We start from the raw sequence: 16,709 nt of genomic DNA, 5'->3' as shown, positions 1-16,709 counted from the left end.
GTGTCGTGAACAGGAAGTCAACACCGTGCCCGAAACGTTTCCACCGCCCGAGGCCAGCCGGCCGACGATGATCGACGTCGCCCGTCGGGCGGGGGTCGGCCTGGGCACTGTGTCGCGGGTGGTCAACGGCGGGCACGGGGTGCGGGACGAGACCGCGCACCGGGTCCGGAAGGCGATCGACGAGCTCGGTTTCCAGCGCAACGAGGTCGCCCGGGCGCTCCGGCCGGGGAAGAAGTCGTCGAGTCTCGCGCTGGTGCTGGGCGACCTGACCAACCCGTTCTTCGCGAGCATCGCGAAGGCGTCGCTGGAGGTCGCCGGGCAGTCCGGCTTCGCCGTCGTACTGGGCAGCGTCGACGAGGATCCGGAGGGCGAGAAGCGGGCGATCCAGGAGCTGGTCAGCCGTCAGGTCGCCGGGCTGATGATCGTGCCGGACCAGGGCGACCACTCGTTCCTGGCCGGCGCCGGCGTACCGGTGGTGTTCGTCGACCGGCCGGCCACCGGCCTCGATGCCGACATCGTGATGGTCGACAACGAGGGGGGCGGCCGGCTCGCCGCCGCTCACCTGCTGGCGCAGGGGCATCGGCGGATCGCGATCCTGCTCGCGCCGTCGTACTACACCACCGGCCGGCGGCTGCGGGGGTACCGGCGGGCGCACCGTGAGGTTGAGGCCGACGTCGACGAGTCCCTCGTCATCCAGTTGCCCGAGGGCAACGCCGAGGCCGCCGAGAAGGCGACCCGCGAGGTGATGCTCCGCGCCGATCCGCCGACCGCGATCTTTGCCTCGACCAACTTCCTCACCGAGGGCGTACTGCGGGCCCTGCGCGAACTCGGCCGGGAGCCGGCGGTGGTCGGCTTCGACGACTTCCGGCTGGCGGACATGCTGCCGACCCCGGTGACAGTCGTTGCCTCCGACATCGCCGAACTCGGCCGGAGCGCGGCCCGCCTGCTGCTCGACCGCGCCTCGGGCGCCGACCGACGGCCACCCCAGCGGATCGTGCTGCCCTGCGCCCTGATCCAGCGCGGCTCCGGTGAACGCTCACCGGATTCTGCCGGCAACAGAAGGCCTCGCTGACCTTCAGCCGCCCGACTAGGGTCGGTTGCATGTACTACGAGTCCTTAGGCGAGGGCCGCCCGATCGTGTTCCTGCCTGGCTGGGGTGGCGCCAACGGCGAGGGCCGTGACGTGCACGAGCCGGTGTTCGAGGAGCATCCGGGATGGCGACGGATCTACGTCGACCCGCCCGGCACGGGCAAGACGCCATCGGTCCCGTCGATCACCGACCAGGACGGCATGCTCGACGCCATCGCGGCCACGATCGAGGACCTGGTCGGCGGTGAGAGGTTCGCGCTGGCCGGTACGTCGGCCGGCGGTCTGCACGCCCGCGGCCTCGTCAAGCGGGATCCGGCCCGCATCCTCGGATTGCTGCTGCGCGTCCCCGGCGTCGTGGTCGACCGGACCAAGCGCACGCTGCCGACCGATCAGTTCCTGCTCCGCTCGGAGGCCTTCGTCGCCGCGTGGCAGGACAAGCAGGACAGGTACTACGACCCCGCCGAGCAGCAGGCCGACCTGGAGTTCCTGGGTCACATCCAGAGCGACGTCAGCAGGTACGCGCTGCGCGAGGACCCCGTGGCCCGGTTCGAGCGGCCCACCCTGATCGTCACCGGCCGCCAGGACACGATGACCGGGTACGCCGATGCCTGGTCCGTCGTCGAGGACTACCCGCGCGCGACGTACGCCGTACTCGACCAGGAGGATCACGACCTGCCGGTCCGGCGGAACGGGCTGTACCACGCGCTGGTCTCGGACTGGGTCCGGCGCATGGAGGAGCACCCGGACGCGTGAGGGGCGGGCGCGCGTCCGGGTGCTCGGGTGAGAAGGGTCAGAAGTTCGGCCAGGCCCAGCCGAGGTAGCTGGAGAAGTACGGCAGCTTCGCCAGGCCGATCTTGCCGTTGACGCTGGTAGCCCAGAAGTAGCCGTCCCCTCGGGCCACACCGACGTGGCCGTACGGCGCCGCGAGGTCCCAGAAGACCAGTGCGCCCTTCGGCGGGTTCAGGTCACCGCGATGCGCGACGCCGCGGGCCACGGCGTCGTTCCAGTCGATCTTGGCCGAGCCCCAGATGCCGGACTTGCCGTAGGACGTCTCGGCCGCCAGTTCGCAGTACCCCTGGTAGGCGGTCGAGCCGTTGTGGGCGACGTACCAGGCAATCGCCTTGTCCGCGCGCGGGTTGGTGGAGCACAGCGGGGCGACCAGGCCGGAGCTGCCGGTGTTCACGTAGGCGTCGGAGATGTAGCCCTTGCCGGGCACGTGGTCCCAGATCAGGCTGCGGCCGAACTTGCCGGTCACCGGCTCGCCGTAGAGCTGGCAGTCGATCTCGACGGAGCCGTTCGGCTGGGTGCCGACCGAGCCGAAGCTGACGGCGTTGCCGGACCGGATGGTCACGCCGAGGCCGCTGTCGGTGACGACGGTGCCGGTGGCGGCGCTGGCCGGCAGGACGCCGACGCTGAAGACGGCCGCTCCGCCGAGCAGGGCAGTGGCGGCGAGGCGGGCGGTGATGCGCAGAAGGGCGGTACGCATGGGCGGTGGTCCTTTCGCTCGGAGAGTGGCGAACTGACACTGATTTACAGAGAATCAGAGGGTTACGGTGTTGTCGCAGTGGGCAACGATTGACCGGGGAGTGCGGTGTGAGGCCAGCCCAGGCTCGCTTTGTGATCGGCTGCCGGATGCGCGAGCTCCGGGAGGCCGCCGGCGTTCCGCTGTCGCGGGCCGCCGTACTGTCCGGCTGGGACAAGGGCCACCTGTCCCGGGTCGAGCGTGGCCACACCAAACCCAGCCGCGAGCTGATCGAGTGGTACGACGCCTCGTTCGGTGCCGGCCAGGCCCTGGTGAACCAGCTGGTGGAGCTGGATGCCGCGGTTCGGGCCGGCCGCGATATGTCCCAGCGGGACATCCGGCGGCATGTCCAGCCGGTGCTGCTGGGCGGATCGGTGCCGGTCGACCACCATCCGGAGGACCGGGCCGAGTTGGTGGGTGAGACGGTGCCGGACGGGACGCGAGTGTGCCGGGACCAGGCGTTCGAGAAGGCTTGGGAGATCCGGAACAGCGGAGAGCGGTCGTGGCGCGATCGCTGGCTGACCAGACAGGGCGCCGCCGGGGCGCCGGGCTGGCTGCGATCGCCGCAGCGCGAGCGGCTGCCGGACGCCGTACCGGGGGAGACCGTGACGGTGACGATGCGGTTGCAGGCCCCGTCCCAGGTCGGCGCGTCGACGGCGTACTTCAAGATCACCGATGACGCAGGGCGTCTGTACTACCCCGGACTGGAGTCACCACCGATGTACTGCACGATCTTCACTGTGTACGAGCTCTAGTGTTCAGTGCTAGGGAATGCCCTTGACCTTGCGTTGACGGGTATTCAGGACCGCCCGGTCCGGCATACGTTGCTGTCTCCTGAACCCGCCCGGACAACAGGAGTTGCAGCGTGATCAGATTCCACAAGATCGCTCTGGCCCTCGCTGTGGCACTGGTCGTGCCCCAGCTGGCCATCAGCTCGGCCTCGGCAGCCCGCCCGGCCAGGGGTCCGGTGGATCCGCCGGTCCCATCCATCCCACAGAAGTACCTCGACCAGCAGATCCAGTGGTCGGTGTGCTCGTTCGATGCCGCGGTGAAGGCGTTGTACCCGCAGGCACCCACAACCAACTGCGCCAAGGTGACGGTCCCGATGGACTGGGCCCACCCGGACGCGCACCCCGACGTCCAGGTCGCCATCGCCTACAGCCAGGCCACCAGTACGTCGAAGGGCCTGATGACCACCAACCCCGGGGGACCGGGTGGCGCCGGGCTGACGCTGTCGGCCTCGCTGGCCATCGACAAGACCCAGCTGTTCACTGACTTCGACCTGCTCGGCTTCGACCCGCGCGGCTTCGGCCAGAGCACGCCCCTGCAGTGCCTGACCACGACCGACAAGCTGAACGCGCTGCCGACCACGCCCGACTACAAGGAGCGCACCCGGCAGACCCACAAGACCGAGGTGGCCGAGGCGAAGCTGTACGCCGAGGCGTGCTCGTCGACGGAGTTCGGTCAGTTCGTCAGCAGCCAGCAGACCGTGTACGACATGGAGTTCCTGCGCGCGCTGTTCAACGCACGCCAGCTGAACCTCATCGGCTACAGCTACGGCACCTGGCTCGGCGGCTGGTACGCCGACACCTACCCGTCGCGGGTCGGCCGGTTCGTGATCGACTCGAACATGGACTGGACCCACACCCAGTGGGACAACGTGAACTTCGACCCGTTCTCCGGCCAGCGCCGGCGCGACACCCAGTTCTTCCCGTGGATCGCCCGGCACGCCGACCAGATCCAGGGACTCGGGGCCACACCGAAACAGGTGACGGCGAAGTACAACCAGGTCCGTGCCGACCTGGTGAAGCTGGTCAAGGCCGGCACCAGCAACGTCCGCGGCGACAACCTCGACGGGACCATCTACAGCACCATCTACGGCAACGTCCGGTTCATCCGGGCGACGGTCGACATCCTGGTGCACGACGAGTACGTCAAGGACCCGTCGGCGTCGGGTGAGATCGAGCTGCGGCACGTGGACAAGGCGTGGGCCCGGCTCTCCCCGGAGCTGCAGGCGTTCGACAGCCTCGCCGCGATCCGGGCCCGGTACGGCGTGACGCCGGCCGCGGCGGGCACCGACTCGGCCGTGCCGATCGACTCGACCCGGTCGATCCTGGCCGACGCCCGAGCGGCCGCGGCCAAGTCCTCCGGCGACGCCACCGTCAACCTCGGCCCGATCGGTACGACGGTCCGCTGCAACGACACCGCGTGGAACAAGGACCCGAACTTCTACCTGCGCGAGGCCGACCGGATGGCGAAGAAGTACACCTTCTTCGGCTACATGAACGGCGTACCGTTCTGCGCCTTCTGGCCGTACAAGCCGCAGGACCGCAAGCTCGACCTGACCGGTTCGCCACGGATCCTGATGATCCAGGGTGAGGTCGACCCGGCGACGGCGTACGAAGGTGCGCTGCGCACACACAAGGACACCTCGAAGGTGACCCGGTTCGTCGCCATCGACGACGAGGGCCAGCACGGTCAGTACGTCGGCTCCGCGTCAGCCTGCGCGGAGGCGATCGGCGACAGATTCGTCTTCAGTGGCGAACTGCCCGGCAAGGACCAGGTCTGCGGCACCAGCCCACTACCGGCCGAACTGTCGGTCTACCCGGTCAACGGCCCGGTCGACGGCAACGCCGTACACCTGCCCAACTCGAAGTCCCGCCACACAGTCAACCCCCTCCTCCAACGAGCCCTAGACACAGTAGCCACCACCACCCTCCGGTAGCGGCGCGCTCCGCGTTGGCGTTGGCATAGCGCGATAGCCGGTGGCGAACACAAGAACCGGTGGCCTTGAACAGGGAGTGTCCTGTTCAAGGCCACCGGATCCTGTCCGCAGGCCCCAAGCCGGGCAGGTGGCCGAGGGCCCAGCGGATGCGATCGGCGGTAGCTTTCGGCTGATCCAGGTCGCCCCAACTCATCCGCACGACGCCATACCCGCAGGCGCGCAGCCGGTCCTCACGCCACTTCTCCGCCAGCATCGCATCGGCCGTCTCGCCGTACTTCTCCGCGCCATCGAACTCGACGATCAGCCGGGCGCCCACCAGAAAGTCGACTCGGCCGACCAGTCGCCCGGTCGCATCATGAATCTCCGCTTGAAGCCTTGGCGCCGGCAGACCGTGGTTCGCCATCAGGACCCGCAGTCGCGACTCCCCGACCGACTCGCTCAGCCCGTCGGCAAACCGAGCAGCCGCGCACGCCGCCGGCGCACCACTCCAGTACTTGTGCCGGTTCGCCATCGTCACCAGTGCCTCCGTTGTCACGAGCTGCTGATGAAGGGCCGCATCCCCCAGCACAATTCCCACCTCGTACGACGAGACGCAGGTGGTTTCGGTGATCGCGCGGGCAGCCGTGACAACCTGGAGGCCGTCGACCATGGTGATCTCGCCCGGTTCGAATCGTGAACGGTGAACTTCCGCGATCGCCTCCGACCGTTGGCGCCCGCTCGGCTTCGTCACGTGGACCTTGGTCAGATCCAGACCCCAGCTCGGAAGCCCATGCAACACGGCCGCGGATTGATGGCTGACTACCGCTGCGCCGCCCATCCGCTCGACCACGGCCCGCGTCCTCAACAGGTGCAGTCGCCTGGCCCTGTCCCACGGGGGCTCGCCGGTTGGCCAGCCGGCAGGTTCGGCGTACGCGTCACGGGACAGGCGGGTCCAGTGTCCGGCGCGGAGGCGTCGCCGGAGCTCGCTGTCGGAATAGCCGGCGTCCATCGCGTCGGTCCGGGTGAACCAGCCGCGGCGGGCGGCGGTCAGCACACTCAACTTGGGGTTCATACCGGCAACATGCCGTCGAATCACCCGTCCGCGGCGCACAGATCCGCACTTGTGGACAGCCATGTCCGGGGACCCTGCACGCCACCCCGTGGCCTTGAACAGGAAATAGCCTGTGGAAGCCCCCGACTTCCGGTTCAAGCCCCCGGCTGGGGTACGGCGGGTACGGCGCCGGGGCGGGGGACGGCGGGTGGGATCAGGTGTCGCGGGGGCCGTATTGGGCGTCTAGGTCGGCGTCGATCTCGGCTTTGCGTTTGAACCAGCGTTCGCTGAGGCCTTTGACTTCTTCCTCGATGAAATCGATGAAGGCCAGGGAGGCGCGTACGCGGCGGTGGGCCGCGGTGCCTTCGCCGGCGGCGTCGAGGACGTGGTGGAGCGAGTCGGACCAACGGGCCAGCGCCTGGTCCTGACTCATCATGCTCTGGTACCAGAAGTCGTCCTGGACCACGTAGACGTCGCGTCTGCTGCCGGGCTCACGCTCCCGGTTGGCCAGGCGGAGCTGGAGCAGGTAGTTGACCGCGCCGGACACCGCGGCCGGACTGGCCTGGAGTTGGTCGGACAGCTCGGCCGCCGTCAAGCGGCCCTCCTCGCTGGACAGGATGGCGGCGAAGACCCGGGCCGCCATCCGCGGCCAGCCCGTGTCGGCCAGCAGGTTGCCGAACTGTTCGGCGTACCGCCTGACGGCTTCGTCGTCTCGTTGTGCACTCACCGCCCCATCATCCCCTCTACGTGACCCAAAAACCTGACGCGTGAGAGACGCGTTAGTAAGATTCACAATCTTCTGAATGAAGTGTACGTTATGAATCATGACATCAGCCATCGTGGTCTCAGGACTGCACAAGTCGTACGGCAGTACGCACGCCCTCGACGGTCTCGACCTGGACGTCGCGACCGGTGAGGTGCACGGATTCCTCGGACCGAACGGCGCGGGGAAGTCCACGACCATCCGGGTGCTGCTCGGTCTGCTGCGCGGTGACGAGGGTGACGTCTCGCTGCTCGGGGGCGACCCATGGCACGACGCGGCGAAGCTGCACCGGCGGCTGGCGTACGTCCCCGGTGACGTCAACCTGTGGCCGAACCTGACCGGCGGCGAGGTGATCGACCTGCTCGGCCGGCTCCGCGGCGGGCTGGACCCCAAGAAGCGGGACGACCTGCTGCGCCGGTTCGACCTCGACCCGACCAAGAAGGGCCGCACCTACTCCAAGGGCGACCGGCAGAAGGTCGCACTGGTCGCGGCGCTGGCGTCGGACGTCGAGCTGCTGATCCTGGACGAGCCGACGTCCGGCCTGGACCCGCTGATGGAGGAGGTGTTCCGGCAGTGCATCGAGGAGGCGCGCCAGCACGACCGCACCGTGCTGCTGTCGAGCCACATCCTCTCCGAGGTCGAGGCCCTGTGTGACCGGATCAGCATCATCCGCCGCGGCAAGGTGGTCGAGACCGGCACGCTGTCGGAGCTGCGGCACCTGACCCGTACGTCGATCCAGGCCGAACTGGCCGGGGCGGTGAACGGTTTGGCCCAGCTGCCCGGCGTTCACGACCTCAATGTCGAGGGCAACCGGGTCCGCTGCGAGGTGGACACCGCACAGCTCGACGCGGTGATGCGGCAGCTGTCTGCGAGCGGGATCAAGAGCCTGGTCGCGCAACCGCCGACGCTGGAGGAGCTGTTCCTGCGCCACTACGAGGACGACGTCGCGGCCGAGCCCGAGGCGGCCTTGCGATGAGCGACTTCGTCGGTACCGGCACCCTGGTGCGCCTCGCGCTGCGCCGGGACCGCGTCCTGATCCCGGTGTGGATCGTGGTGTTCGTCATCACGGCGGCCGGGTCCGCACAGGCTTCCATCGACCTCTACCCGGACGTCCAGTCCAGGATCGAGGCGGCGCGTACGTCGAACGCCTCGCCCGCCCTGGTCTCGCTGTACGGCCGGATCTTCGACGAGACCTCGCTCGGGGAGCTCTCGCTGTTCAAGCTGACCGCGTTCGGCGCCGTACTGGTGGGGCTGCTCGCTGCGATGCTGGTGGTCCGGCACACCCGGACCGAGGAGGAGGCCGGTCGGCTCGAGCTGCTCAGCGCCGGAGTCGTCGGCCGGTACGCCGCTCTGGCCGCGGCGCTGATCGTGTCGTCAGGGACCGTCGTACTGATCGGACTGTTGTCCGCGCTGGCGTTGATCGGCGTCGGCTTGCCGGCGTCGGGTTCGTTGGCGTTCGGGCTGCTGTGGGCGTCCGCCGGTCTATCCTTCGCCGGTGTGGGTGCGCTGACCGCGCAGCTGACCGAGGGGGCCCGAACCGCCAACGGGTTCACCGGGATCGTCCTGGGTGTCTCGTACGTACTGCGGGCGATCGGCGACTCGTCCAGCGACGGCAAGTCCGAGTGGGTGTCATGGTTGTCGCCGATCGGCTGGTCGCAGCAGATCCGCGCGTACGCGGGCGACCGATTCGTTGTCGTCTTGGTGCCGCTGGCCTTCATGGCATTGCTGGTGGCCTGCTCGATGGCGTTGATCCGGCGCCGCGATGTCGGTGCGGGCCTGGTGCGTCCGCGGCCGGGACCGGCCACCGCTGCGCCGTCGCTGCGGTCGCCGCTGGCGCTGGCCTGGCGACTGCACCGCGGTTCCTTGTACGGCTGGGGTTTCGCGTTCCTGCTGCTCGGGCTGCTGGTGGGCAACATCGCCAGCAACGTGGACGGGTTCGTGACCAGCGACAGTGCCCGGGAGATGGTCGAGAAGCTCGGCGGCGTCAACGGCATCACCGACGCGTTCCTGGCGACCGAGATGGGGATGGTCGGTCTGCTCGCCTCGGCCTTCGGCATCCAGGCGGCGCTCCGGCTCCGGTCGGAGGAGACCGCGCTCCGGGCCGAGCCGTTGCTCGCGACTGGTGTCAGCCGCGCTCAGTGGGTCGGCAGCCACGTGCTGATGGCGCTGTTCGGCACCGCTGTGCTGATCCTGGTCGCAGGACTCGGGTCCGGCATCTCCAGTGGTGCTTCCCTGGGCAACATGGGCCGTCAGGTGCCCCGCATGCTCGCTGCGGCCGCCGTGCAGTTGCCTGCGATCTGGCTGGTCACCGGACTGGTCGTCGTACTGTTCGGGTTCGCTCCGAAGCTGGTCACGGGTGCGTGGGTCCTGTTCGGCATCTTCCTGCTGATCGGGCAGTTCGGCAGCATCTTCGACCTGCCCCAGTCGGTGATGAACCTCAGCCCTTACGGGCACACTCCACGGCTGCCGGGCGGCGACTTCTCCGTCGCTCCGGTCATCTGGCTGACCGCGATCGCGGCAGCGCTCATGGGGACAGGGTTCGCCACCTTCCGCCGCCGGGACGTGGGCTGACCGTCCCAATGACTGCGCTGGTCTGAGGGGTCCAGCGCCTCCGGCCCGCCCGGTGCCTCACCGGGCGGGCCGGCCTGTCAGCCGGCAGCCCTGCGCGGCCGGACCGGTCGAGGCTGTGCCAGTGGCCGGCGTGACTCCGGTCGCTGTCTTCGGGCTCAGCGGCATCACGCCGGCGGTGGCGGCGGCAGGGACGACGGGGACGCTGACGGTGCACGGCGAGTTGCTCGAGTCGACGGACGTCGTACGGTTCACTGCAAGGGGTCGGCTCCCGATGGCCGGGGTGGTGACGTCGGTGTCAGCCGACCACACCGCGGCGACGGTGGCCGTCGATCTGACGAAGGCCGCACCTGGGGCGTGGGATCTGATGGTCGCGTCGACGTCCGGGGAGGCTCTGTTCATCCCGAAGGCTTTGACGGTGAGCCCCTGATCACTGACCTCGCGGCGCCTGCTGTCTACGATCGCGGGGTGCGATGGACTGCGGGACTGATCGGGTTCTGGACGGAGCGGCACCTGTGCGTGCTGAGTACCGTCCGTGCGGACGGCACGGTGCATGCGACACCGGTGGGCGCGACGCTGGACCCGGAGACGGGGACGGCCCGGGTGATCTGCTCCGGTACGTCGCACAAGGCCCGGACCATCCGGAAGGCGGGGCCCGAGGGCGCCGCGGTCGCGGTGACTCAGGTGGATGGACGCCATTGGTCCACGCTCGAGGGCCGGGCGGTCGTCAGTGACGACCCGGACCGGGTGGAGGACGCCGTACGCCGATATGCGAAGCGGTACCGCGAACCGCGGGTGAACCCACGCCGCGTTGTCATCGAGATCACCGTGACGAAGGTGCTGGGCAATGCCGGCTGAGGTCATCGTCGTAGGTGTCGGCGCAGACGGGTGGGACGGGTTGGCCCCGGCGGCTCAGTCGGCCGTGCTGGCGGCCGAGGTACTGATGGGGAGCGCCCGGCAACTCGCTCTCGTGCCCTCCGTGGATGCCGAACGGGTCAAGTGGCCGTCGCCCTTGTCCGAGGCCTTGCCTGGGCTCCTGTCGCAGTACGCCGGCCGGCCGATCTGTGTGCTGGCTAGCGGTGACCCGACGTTCCACGGCATCGGTACGACGCTGACGCGGCTGCTGGGGGCGGACGCCGTACGAGTAATTCCGCATCCGTCGAGTGTGTCGCTGGCGTGTGCACGGCTCGGGTGGCCGCAGGACCAGGTACAGGTGGTCAGTCTGGTCGGGCACCCGACCGAACGCGTGCACCCGCACGTCCAGCCGGGGCGTCGGCTGCTAGTGCTGAGCTGGGGCGCTCACACGCCAGCTGAGGTCGCCGCACTGCTTTCCGAGCGCGGCTATGGTGCGAGCGAGCTGACTGTGCTCGAGCAGCTCGGCGGACCGTCGGAGCGGGTGCGGACTGCGACCGCCTTGGAGTGGTCGTACGACGTTGACGCGCTCAACGTGATCGGTGTGCTGTGCCAGGCCGGTGCTGACGCGGCGCTGCTGCCGACTGTGCCCGGGCTGCCGGATCAGGCGTACGAGAGCGACGGACAGTTGACGAAGCGCGAGGTGCGGGCGGTGACGTTGTCGCGGCTCGCACCGGTGCCAGGTCAGTTGCTATGGGACGTGGGCGGCGGTGCGGGAAGCATCGCGATCGAGTGGTCGCGCCACCACCCGGCCTGCCGGGCGATCGCGATCGAACGTGATCCCGAGCGGGCGAAGCGCCTCGACCGCAACGTGGCGAACCTCGGCGCAGTCGTCACCACAGTGGTCGGCGCAGCGCCCGCGGCCCTGGACGGTTTGGAGACGCCGGACGCGATCTTCATCGGCGGGGGAGCGACGGCACCGGGCCTGGTCGACGCCTGCTGGAATGCGCTCCGGCCCGGCGGACGCCTCGTGCTGAACGGCGTGACGCTGGAGACCGAGGCCCTGATCGCGCAGTGGTACGGCGAGCTCGGTGGTGACCTGGTCCGGCTCGACGTACAACGCGCCTCCGCGATCGGAACCATGACCGGCTGGCGGCCCGCCATGCCCGTGACGATCTGGAGCGTGACCAAGTGACTGTCCGGAGTGTGACCGCGTGACCGTGCATTTCATCGGGGCCGGTCCTGGCGCCGCCGATCTGATCACGGTCCGCGGCCGCGACCTGATCGCCTTGTCGCCGGTCTGCCTGTACGCCGGTGCGCTCGTCCCGGTCGAGCTCCTGGACCACTGCCCGCCCGGCGCCCGGAAGGTCGACACCGCCTCGCTCAACCTCGACGATATCATCGCCGAACTCAGCGCCGCCCACGCCGACGGTCTCGACGTAGCTCGCCTGCACTCCGGCGACCCGTCCGTCTTCAGCGCGATGGCCGAGCAGATGCGCCGCCTCGACGCCCTCGACATCCCGTACGACGTGACGCCCGGAGTCCCTGCCTATGCGGCGGCCGCGGCCACCCTCAGTCGTGAGTTGACCGTGCCGGAGCTCGGGCAGACCGTCATCCTGACGCGCATCGGCGGCCGGGCTTCCGCGATGCCGGCCGGAGAGGATCTGGCCACCCTCGGTGCGAGCCGATCCACACTGGTCCTGCACCTCGCCGTCCAGCAGATCGATCGTGTGGTCGACGAACTCGAACCCAACTACGGCGCCGACTGCCCGGTCGCCGTAGTGGCCCGCGCGTCCCGCGACGACGAGGTCGTCTTGCGCGGCACGCTCGCCGACATCGCGGACCAGGTGCGCGCCGCGGACATCCGTCGTACTGCGGTCATCATCGTCGGGAAGGTGCTGGCGGCGACAGCGTTCCGCGACAGCCATCTGTACTCGGTGACGCGAGCCCGATGAAGGTCCTGCTGCTTGGCGGCACCGGCGAGGCACGTGAACTCGCGCAGACCCTGGTGTCCGCTGGGGTCGATGTGGTCTCTTCGTTGGCCGGCCGGACCGCGGATGCCAGGTTGCCTGTTGGTGCTGTCCGCCAAGGCGGCTTCGGCGGCGCGGCGGGTCTGGCGAGGTGGCTCCACGACAACCCGGTCGACGCGGTGGTCGACGCGACCCACCCTTTCGCCGCCACGATGACCGAGCACGCCATCAGTGCTGCCCGGGAGATCGGCGTACCGCTTCTCGTTCTTCGCCGTCCCGGGTGGACGCCTGGCGACCGTTGGCACTGGGTTGACACCACGTCTGTCGCAGCCGAGCTCCTGCCGACGCTGGGTGCTCGAGCGTTCCTCACCATCGGGCGTCAGGGATTGGACGCCTTCGAGCGCTGCGGTGTCTGGATGCTCGCCCGCTGTGTCGACCCGCCCGAGCCACGACCGACCTGGTGCACGCTGATCCTCGCCCGCGGCCCGTACGACGTGGACGGAGAGCTGACATTGCTGCGTGACCATCGCATCGACGTCCTGGTCACCAAGGACAGCGGCGGCCCGCAGACCGCGGCAAAGCTGACCGCGGCCCAGCTGCTCGGCATCCCGGTCGTCGTCATCCGTCGGCCAGCACTCCCCGCTGGCGTCGACGCGGTGGAGTCGGTGGACCGGGTCGTCGAATGGGTCGAGGCACGTCGGTAGATTGACGCCATGGGGATTCAGATCGCGCCGAGCATCCTGTCCGCCGACTTCGCCCGGCTGGCCGACGAGGCGACGGCCGTGTCGAACGCCGACTGGCTGCACGTCGACGTGATGGACAACCACTTCGTGCCGAACCTGACGATCGGCATGCCGGTGGTCGAGTCCCTGGCCAAGGCGACCAGTACGCCGCTCGACTGCCACCTGATGATCGAGGACCCGGACCGCTGGGCCCCCGGGTACGTCGAGGCGGGGGCTGCCAGCGTCACGTTCCACGTCGAAGCGTGTCGCGCACCGATCCGGACCGCCCGCGAGATCCGCGCCAAGGGTGCGCGGGCGGCGATGGCGCTCCGGCCGGCCACGCCGATCGAGCCGTACGAGGACCTGCTGTCCGAGCTCGACATGATCTTGATCATGACGGTGGAACCGGGCTTCGGCGGGCAGAAGTTCCTCGACGTGTGCGTCCCGAAGATCCGCCGGACCCGCCAGTTGCTCGACAAGCACGGTCTCGACCTGTGGATCGAGATCGACGGTGGCGTCTCGGCCGACACGATCGAGCGTTGCGCCGAGGCCGGAGCCGACGTCTTCGTCGCCGGATCCGCTGTCTACGCCGCTGACGACCCGAACGCGATGGTCGAGCAGCTACGCGGTCTCGCCGAGCAGGCCACCGGCCGGTAGAGCCGGCTCGGGCTGGTGCTGCGGCGGAATGCGGAGCAACAGCACCAAGGAGATCGCAGCGAAGACGGCGGCGAGCAGCCAGACGTAGCGCACCCCGAAGCTCTCGACGACCGCGCCCGACAGCGCCGCCCCGATCGCAGCGCCGCCCATGGCCGCGCTGCCCATCCAGCCGAACACCTCGGTCCGCACGGTGTCCGGTGTCAGTGCGCCCAGACGCTCGTACAAGGCTCCGATCGACGGCGCGAGCGTCAGCCCGGACAACGTCAGTGCCACCCCGAGCGACAGCGGTGACCAGGTCGCGAACACGCATAGCAGCATCCCCGCCGTGACCAGGGCGGCCCGGCGCCACAAGTACGACGTACGCCGACCTGGCAAGGCACCCGCAACAGCGCCACCCACGAGGCTGCCGAAAGCCCAGACGGCCTCGAGGACGCCCGCGATCAACCGCTCGCCGTGCTCGTCCGCGAACGCGACGATGCCGAGGGAGATGCCGTTGAATGCCATCACCCACAGACCGAACGCGAGGATCAGCGGCAACCGGTATCGATGCCACAGCAGTTGGCGTGCGGTCAACGGCGGCGCGCTCTGATCGTCGCGGGCGAGCGGCGCGGGTTGTCGGAGCGCATACCACCAGATGAAGATCGCCGACATCAAGGCCGCGAGCAGCACCCCGAGCCGCGGGCTGGCGACGCTCACGGCCGTTGCCCCGAGCATTGGACCGACCATGAACAGCAGCTCCTGCGCGGTCGCGTCCACCGAGTACGCCGTCCGCAACGCCGGCCCCTCGACGACGCGCGGCCAGCTGGCACGCAGTGTCTGCATGACCGGTGGGACGAGCGCACCGGCGAGCAGAGTCAGCAGCGGCATCAGCCGATACAACCCGGACGGTAGGGCGGCGAGCAGGGCGAGGGCCACGCTCCAGGCCATGCCGGTGACGAGCAACACCCCACGTGACCCGCGGCGATCGGCCGTCCGGGACCAGAGTGGACCGGCGATCGCCATGCCCACCGAGTACGCACCTGCCACGAATCCGGCCCAGCGGAACGAGCCGCCCGCGTCCTTCGCGAGGAATGCGACCGGAACCAACGTGGCGAGCATGGGCAACCGTGCCAGCAGCGACGACGCCAGCAGCGTGATCACGCCGCGCGTGCGCCACAGCTCGCGGTACCCGGACAACTCCATGAACGGCATTCTTGCTCCACCCACCGACAACTTCCGGCGGTGAACGGATCGTCACACCTACGATTGCCCCATGACCGAGCACAAGCCGGTGGAGAGCTGGCTCACGGACATGGACGGCGTGCTGGTGCACGAGGAGCGCGCCATCCCTGGAGCCGGTGAGTTCATCGCGTCGTTGCAAGCGTCCGGGAAGAAGTTCCTGGTGCTGACCAACAACTCGATCTTCACACCCCGCGACCTGCGCGCCCGCCTGCTTGCCGGAGGCATCGACGTCCCCGAGAACGCGATCTGGACCAGCGCGCTGGCCACCGCCCAGTTCCTCGACGACCAGCGCCCGGGCGGTACGGCGTACGTGATCGGCGAGGCGGGGCTGACCACGGCGCTGCACGAGGTCGGGTACGTGCTGACCGAGCGCGCGCCGGACTACGTCGTACTGGGTGAGACGCGCACGTACTCCTTCGAAGCGATCACCAAGGCGATCCGGCTGATCTCCGACGGTGCCCGGTTCATCGCGACCAACCCGGATCCGACCGGGCCTTCCACCGAGGGGCCGCTGCCCGCGACCGGGTCGGTGGCCGCGCTGATCACCCGCGCCACCGGCATCGCGCCGTATTTCGTCGGCAAGCCCAATCCGCTGATGATGCGCAGCGCGCTGAACCGGATCGAGGCGCACTCCGAGACCACTGTGATGATCGGTGATCGGATGGACACCGACATCATCAGCGGCCTCGAAGCCGGCCTCCGCACCGTCCTGGTCCTGTCCGGCTCCACCGGCGAACACGAAGTCGAGCGCTTCCCCTACCGCCCGACCCGCATCGCCGAATCCATCGCCGACGTCGTTCCCCTGGTCGCCGCACTCGACTAGGGCGTGTCCGACGCCCTAGCAGGTCAGTGTGCGGAAGCCGTAGCCCTTGGCTTTGAGGGATTTCAGGATGGTGGGGAGCGCGGCCACGGTCTCCGTGCGGTTTCCACCGCCGTCGTGCATCAGGATCACCGATCCGCTGTGGACGTTCTTCAGCACGCGTTGGGCGATCGCCGTCGTACCGGGCTTGGTCCAGTCCCGTGAGTCGACGGTCCACACCACGAGGTCCTTGCCGAGCGCCTTGGCACGTTGCCGCACGGTGGGGTCCATCCCGCCGTACGGCGGTCGCAGGCAGGCCGGCGTACTGCCGATCGCGGCCTGGATGGCCTGGTCGGTCGACGTGACCTGCTGCCGGAAGGCAGTGGCTGTCAGATGCCGCAGGTCGGCGTGTGTCCAAGTGTGATTCTGCACGCTGTGCCCGGCGTCGTGGATGCGTTTGGACAGTTCCGGATGCTTCGTGACGTTCTTGCCGATCTCGAAGAACGTCGCCTTCGCCTCGTACTTCGCCAGGATGTCGAGGATCTTCGGGGTGTACGCCGCATCTGGTCCATCGTCGAACGTCAGTACGACGTACTTGGTGGGGAGGGTCGCCTTCGCCGGCGCTGCGGACGGTGGCGGAGGCGGTGCGCTCTGTGGTTGCTGGCTCGGGTTGCGGGCGGCTGCGACGACGACGGTGCCGATCACCGCACTGACCACCATCATCATCGCCAGACCGATGAGCCGATGGCCGGTGCGCGTCAAGCGAACATCCATGCGTCCTCCCGGACGTG

18 protein-coding genes are annotated in these 16,709 nt (G+C 69.0%); 13 read left to right on the top strand and 5 right to left on the bottom strand.

Going from position 1 to position 16,709, the window contains the following annotated elements; all coding sequences use genetic code 11:
- Positions 1-25 precede the first annotated feature (25 nt).
- Positions 26-1,072 (top strand): LacI family DNA-binding transcriptional regulator, encoded by a 1,047-nt coding sequence (locus tag AB0I34_RS13305; RefSeq protein ID WP_360444331.1) that lies wholly within the window; start codon positions 26-28, stop codon positions 1,070-1,072.
- A gap of 29 nt (positions 1,073-1,101) precedes the next feature.
- Positions 1,102-1,842 carry an alpha/beta hydrolase gene (locus AB0I34_RS13300; protein ID WP_360444328.1) on the top strand — a complete coding sequence of 247 codons (741 nt, stop codon included), beginning with the start codon at positions 1,102-1,104 and terminating at the stop codon, positions 1,840-1,842.
- A gap of 37 nt (positions 1,843-1,879) precedes the next feature.
- Here the strand turns inward: AB0I34_RS13300 and AB0I34_RS13295 are convergent, their stop codons facing one another.
- Positions 1,880-2,575, bottom strand: coding sequence for a CHAP domain-containing protein (locus AB0I34_RS13295; protein WP_360444325.1), 696 nt, complete (start codon positions 2,573-2,575; stop codon positions 1,880-1,882).
- Between the two features lie 107 nt (positions 2,576-2,682).
- On the opposite strand from AB0I34_RS13295, the gene AB0I34_RS13290 reads away from it, so the two are divergent.
- Positions 2,683-3,366: an NBR1-Ig-like domain-containing protein gene (locus AB0I34_RS13290; RefSeq protein ID WP_360444322.1), complete on the top strand. Its 684-nt coding sequence runs from the start codon at positions 2,683-2,685 to the stop codon at positions 3,364-3,366.
- Positions 3,367-3,476: 110 nt separating this feature from the next.
- Positions 3,477-5,336 (top strand): alpha/beta fold hydrolase, encoded by a 1,860-nt coding sequence (locus tag AB0I34_RS13285; RefSeq protein WP_360444319.1) that lies wholly within the window; start codon positions 3,477-3,479, stop codon positions 5,334-5,336.
- Between the two features lie 85 nt (positions 5,337-5,421).
- Here AB0I34_RS13285 and AB0I34_RS13280 read toward each other — a convergent pair whose 3' ends face one another.
- Both AB0I34_RS13280 and AB0I34_RS13275 read right to left on the bottom strand, forming a co-directional pair.
- Positions 5,422-6,387 carry a type IV toxin-antitoxin system AbiEi family antitoxin domain-containing protein gene (locus AB0I34_RS13280; protein ID WP_360444316.1) on the bottom strand — a complete coding sequence of 322 codons (966 nt, stop codon included), beginning with the start codon at positions 6,385-6,387 and terminating at the stop codon, positions 5,422-5,424.
- A gap of 193 nt (positions 6,388-6,580) precedes the next feature.
- Positions 6,581-7,093, bottom strand: a complete 513-nt coding sequence (locus AB0I34_RS13275; RefSeq protein ID WP_360444313.1) for a MarR family transcriptional regulator — start codon at positions 7,091-7,093, stop codon at positions 6,581-6,583.
- Between the two features lie 97 nt (positions 7,094-7,190).
- On the opposite strand from AB0I34_RS13275, the gene AB0I34_RS13270 reads away from it, so the two are divergent.
- From AB0I34_RS13270 to rpe, 8 genes are all read left to right on the top strand, one after another.
- Positions 7,191-8,105: an ABC transporter ATP-binding protein gene (locus AB0I34_RS13270; RefSeq protein ID WP_360444310.1), complete on the top strand. Its 915-nt coding sequence runs from the start codon at positions 7,191-7,193 to the stop codon at positions 8,103-8,105.
- Positions 8,102-9,700 (top strand): ABC transporter permease, encoded by a 1,599-nt coding sequence (locus AB0I34_RS13265; protein ID WP_360444308.1) that lies wholly within the window; start codon positions 8,102-8,104, stop codon positions 9,698-9,700. Before AB0I34_RS13270 ends, AB0I34_RS13265 begins: the two co-directional genes overlap by 4 nt.
- A gap of 121 nt (positions 9,701-9,821) precedes the next feature.
- Positions 9,822-10,127 carry a hypothetical protein gene (locus AB0I34_RS13260; RefSeq protein WP_360444305.1) on the top strand — a complete coding sequence of 102 codons (306 nt, stop codon included), beginning with the start codon at positions 9,822-9,824 and terminating at the stop codon, positions 10,125-10,127.
- Between the two features lie 38 nt (positions 10,128-10,165).
- Positions 10,166-10,555 (top strand): TIGR03618 family F420-dependent PPOX class oxidoreductase, encoded by a 390-nt coding sequence (locus AB0I34_RS13255; protein WP_360444302.1) that lies wholly within the window; start codon positions 10,166-10,168, stop codon positions 10,553-10,555.
- Positions 10,545-11,744 (top strand): precorrin-6y C5,15-methyltransferase (decarboxylating) subunit CbiE, encoded by a 1,200-nt coding sequence (cbiE, locus tag AB0I34_RS13250; RefSeq protein WP_360444299.1) that lies wholly within the window; start codon positions 10,545-10,547, stop codon positions 11,742-11,744. The genes AB0I34_RS13255 and cbiE overlap by 11 nt, the downstream gene beginning before the upstream one ends.
- Positions 11,745-11,763: 19 nt before the next feature.
- On the top strand, positions 11,764-12,504 hold the full coding sequence (gene cobM, locus AB0I34_RS13245; protein ID WP_360444297.1) for a precorrin-4 C(11)-methyltransferase: 741 nt from the start codon (positions 11,764-11,766) through the stop codon (positions 12,502-12,504).
- Positions 12,501-13,223, top strand: a complete 723-nt coding sequence (locus tag AB0I34_RS13240; RefSeq protein WP_360444294.1) for a cobalt-precorrin-6A reductase — start codon at positions 12,501-12,503, stop codon at positions 13,221-13,223. Before cobM ends, AB0I34_RS13240 begins: the two co-directional genes overlap by 4 nt.
- A 9-nt stretch (positions 13,224-13,232) precedes the next feature.
- Positions 13,233-13,898 (top strand): ribulose-phosphate 3-epimerase, encoded by a 666-nt coding sequence (gene rpe, locus AB0I34_RS13235; protein WP_360444292.1) that lies wholly within the window; start codon positions 13,233-13,235, stop codon positions 13,896-13,898.
- On the opposite strand, the gene AB0I34_RS13230 is transcribed toward rpe, so the two are convergent.
- Positions 13,863-15,089 carry an MFS transporter gene (locus tag AB0I34_RS13230; protein ID WP_360444289.1) on the bottom strand — a complete coding sequence of 409 codons (1,227 nt, stop codon included), beginning with the start codon at positions 15,087-15,089 and terminating at the stop codon, positions 13,863-13,865. The genes rpe and AB0I34_RS13230 overlap by 36 nt on opposite strands.
- A 61-nt stretch (positions 15,090-15,150) precedes the next feature.
- Here AB0I34_RS13230 and AB0I34_RS13225 point away from each other — a divergent pair, with 61 nt between their 5' ends.
- Complete coding sequence (locus AB0I34_RS13225; protein WP_360444287.1) at positions 15,151-15,942, top strand: HAD-IIA family hydrolase; 792 nt, start codon at positions 15,151-15,153, stop codon at positions 15,940-15,942.
- A gap of 15 nt (positions 15,943-15,957) precedes the next feature.
- Here AB0I34_RS13225 and AB0I34_RS13220 read toward each other — a convergent pair whose 3' ends face one another.
- Entirely contained in the window at positions 15,958-16,692 is a 735-nt protein-coding gene (locus AB0I34_RS13220; protein ID WP_360444284.1) for a polysaccharide deacetylase family protein, read from the bottom strand.
- Positions 16,693-16,709: the final 17 nt, after the last annotated feature.

This window comes from Kribbella sp. NPDC050281, from assembly GCF_040655855.1.
In the GTDB taxonomy this organism is placed as follows: domain Bacteria; phylum Actinomycetota; class Actinomycetes; order Propionibacteriales; family Kribbellaceae; genus Kribbella.
Note: the sequence above shows the minus strand (reverse complement) of the source record. Positions and strands in the feature narration are given on the sequence as shown.

Excerpts from the sequence above, each read along its gene's own strand:
- AB0I34_RS13300 (WP_360444328.1), top strand. The coding sequence starts at position 1,102 with ATGTACTACGAGTCCTTAGGCGAGGGCCGCCCGATCGTGTTCCTGCCT.
- AB0I34_RS13295 (WP_360444325.1), bottom strand. The coding sequence starts at position 2,575 with ATGCGTACCGCCCTTCTGCGCATCACCGCCCGCCTCGCCGCCACTGCC.
- AB0I34_RS13280 (WP_360444316.1), bottom strand. The coding sequence starts at position 6,387 with ATGAACCCCAAGTTGAGTGTGCTGACCGCCGCCCGCCGCGGCTGGTTC.
- AB0I34_RS13270 (WP_360444310.1), top strand. The coding sequence starts at position 7,191 with ATGACATCAGCCATCGTGGTCTCAGGACTGCACAAGTCGTACGGCAGT.
- AB0I34_RS13265 (WP_360444308.1), top strand. The coding sequence starts at position 8,102 with ATGAGCGACTTCGTCGGTACCGGCACCCTGGTGCGCCTCGCGCTGCGC.
- cbiE (WP_360444299.1), top strand. The coding sequence starts at position 10,545 with ATGCCGGCTGAGGTCATCGTCGTAGGTGTCGGCGCAGACGGGTGGGAC.
- AB0I34_RS13240 (WP_360444294.1), top strand. The coding sequence starts at position 12,501 with ATGAAGGTCCTGCTGCTTGGCGGCACCGGCGAGGCACGTGAACTCGCG.
- rpe (WP_360444292.1), top strand. The coding sequence starts at position 13,233 with ATGGGGATTCAGATCGCGCCGAGCATCCTGTCCGCCGACTTCGCCCGG.
- AB0I34_RS13230 (WP_360444289.1), bottom strand. The coding sequence starts at position 15,089 with ATGCCGTTCATGGAGTTGTCCGGGTACCGCGAGCTGTGGCGCACGCGC.
- AB0I34_RS13225 (WP_360444287.1), top strand. The coding sequence starts at position 15,151 with ATGACCGAGCACAAGCCGGTGGAGAGCTGGCTCACGGACATGGACGGC.
- AB0I34_RS13220 (WP_360444284.1), bottom strand. The coding sequence starts at position 16,692 with ATGGATGTTCGCTTGACGCGCACCGGCCATCGGCTCATCGGTCTGGCG.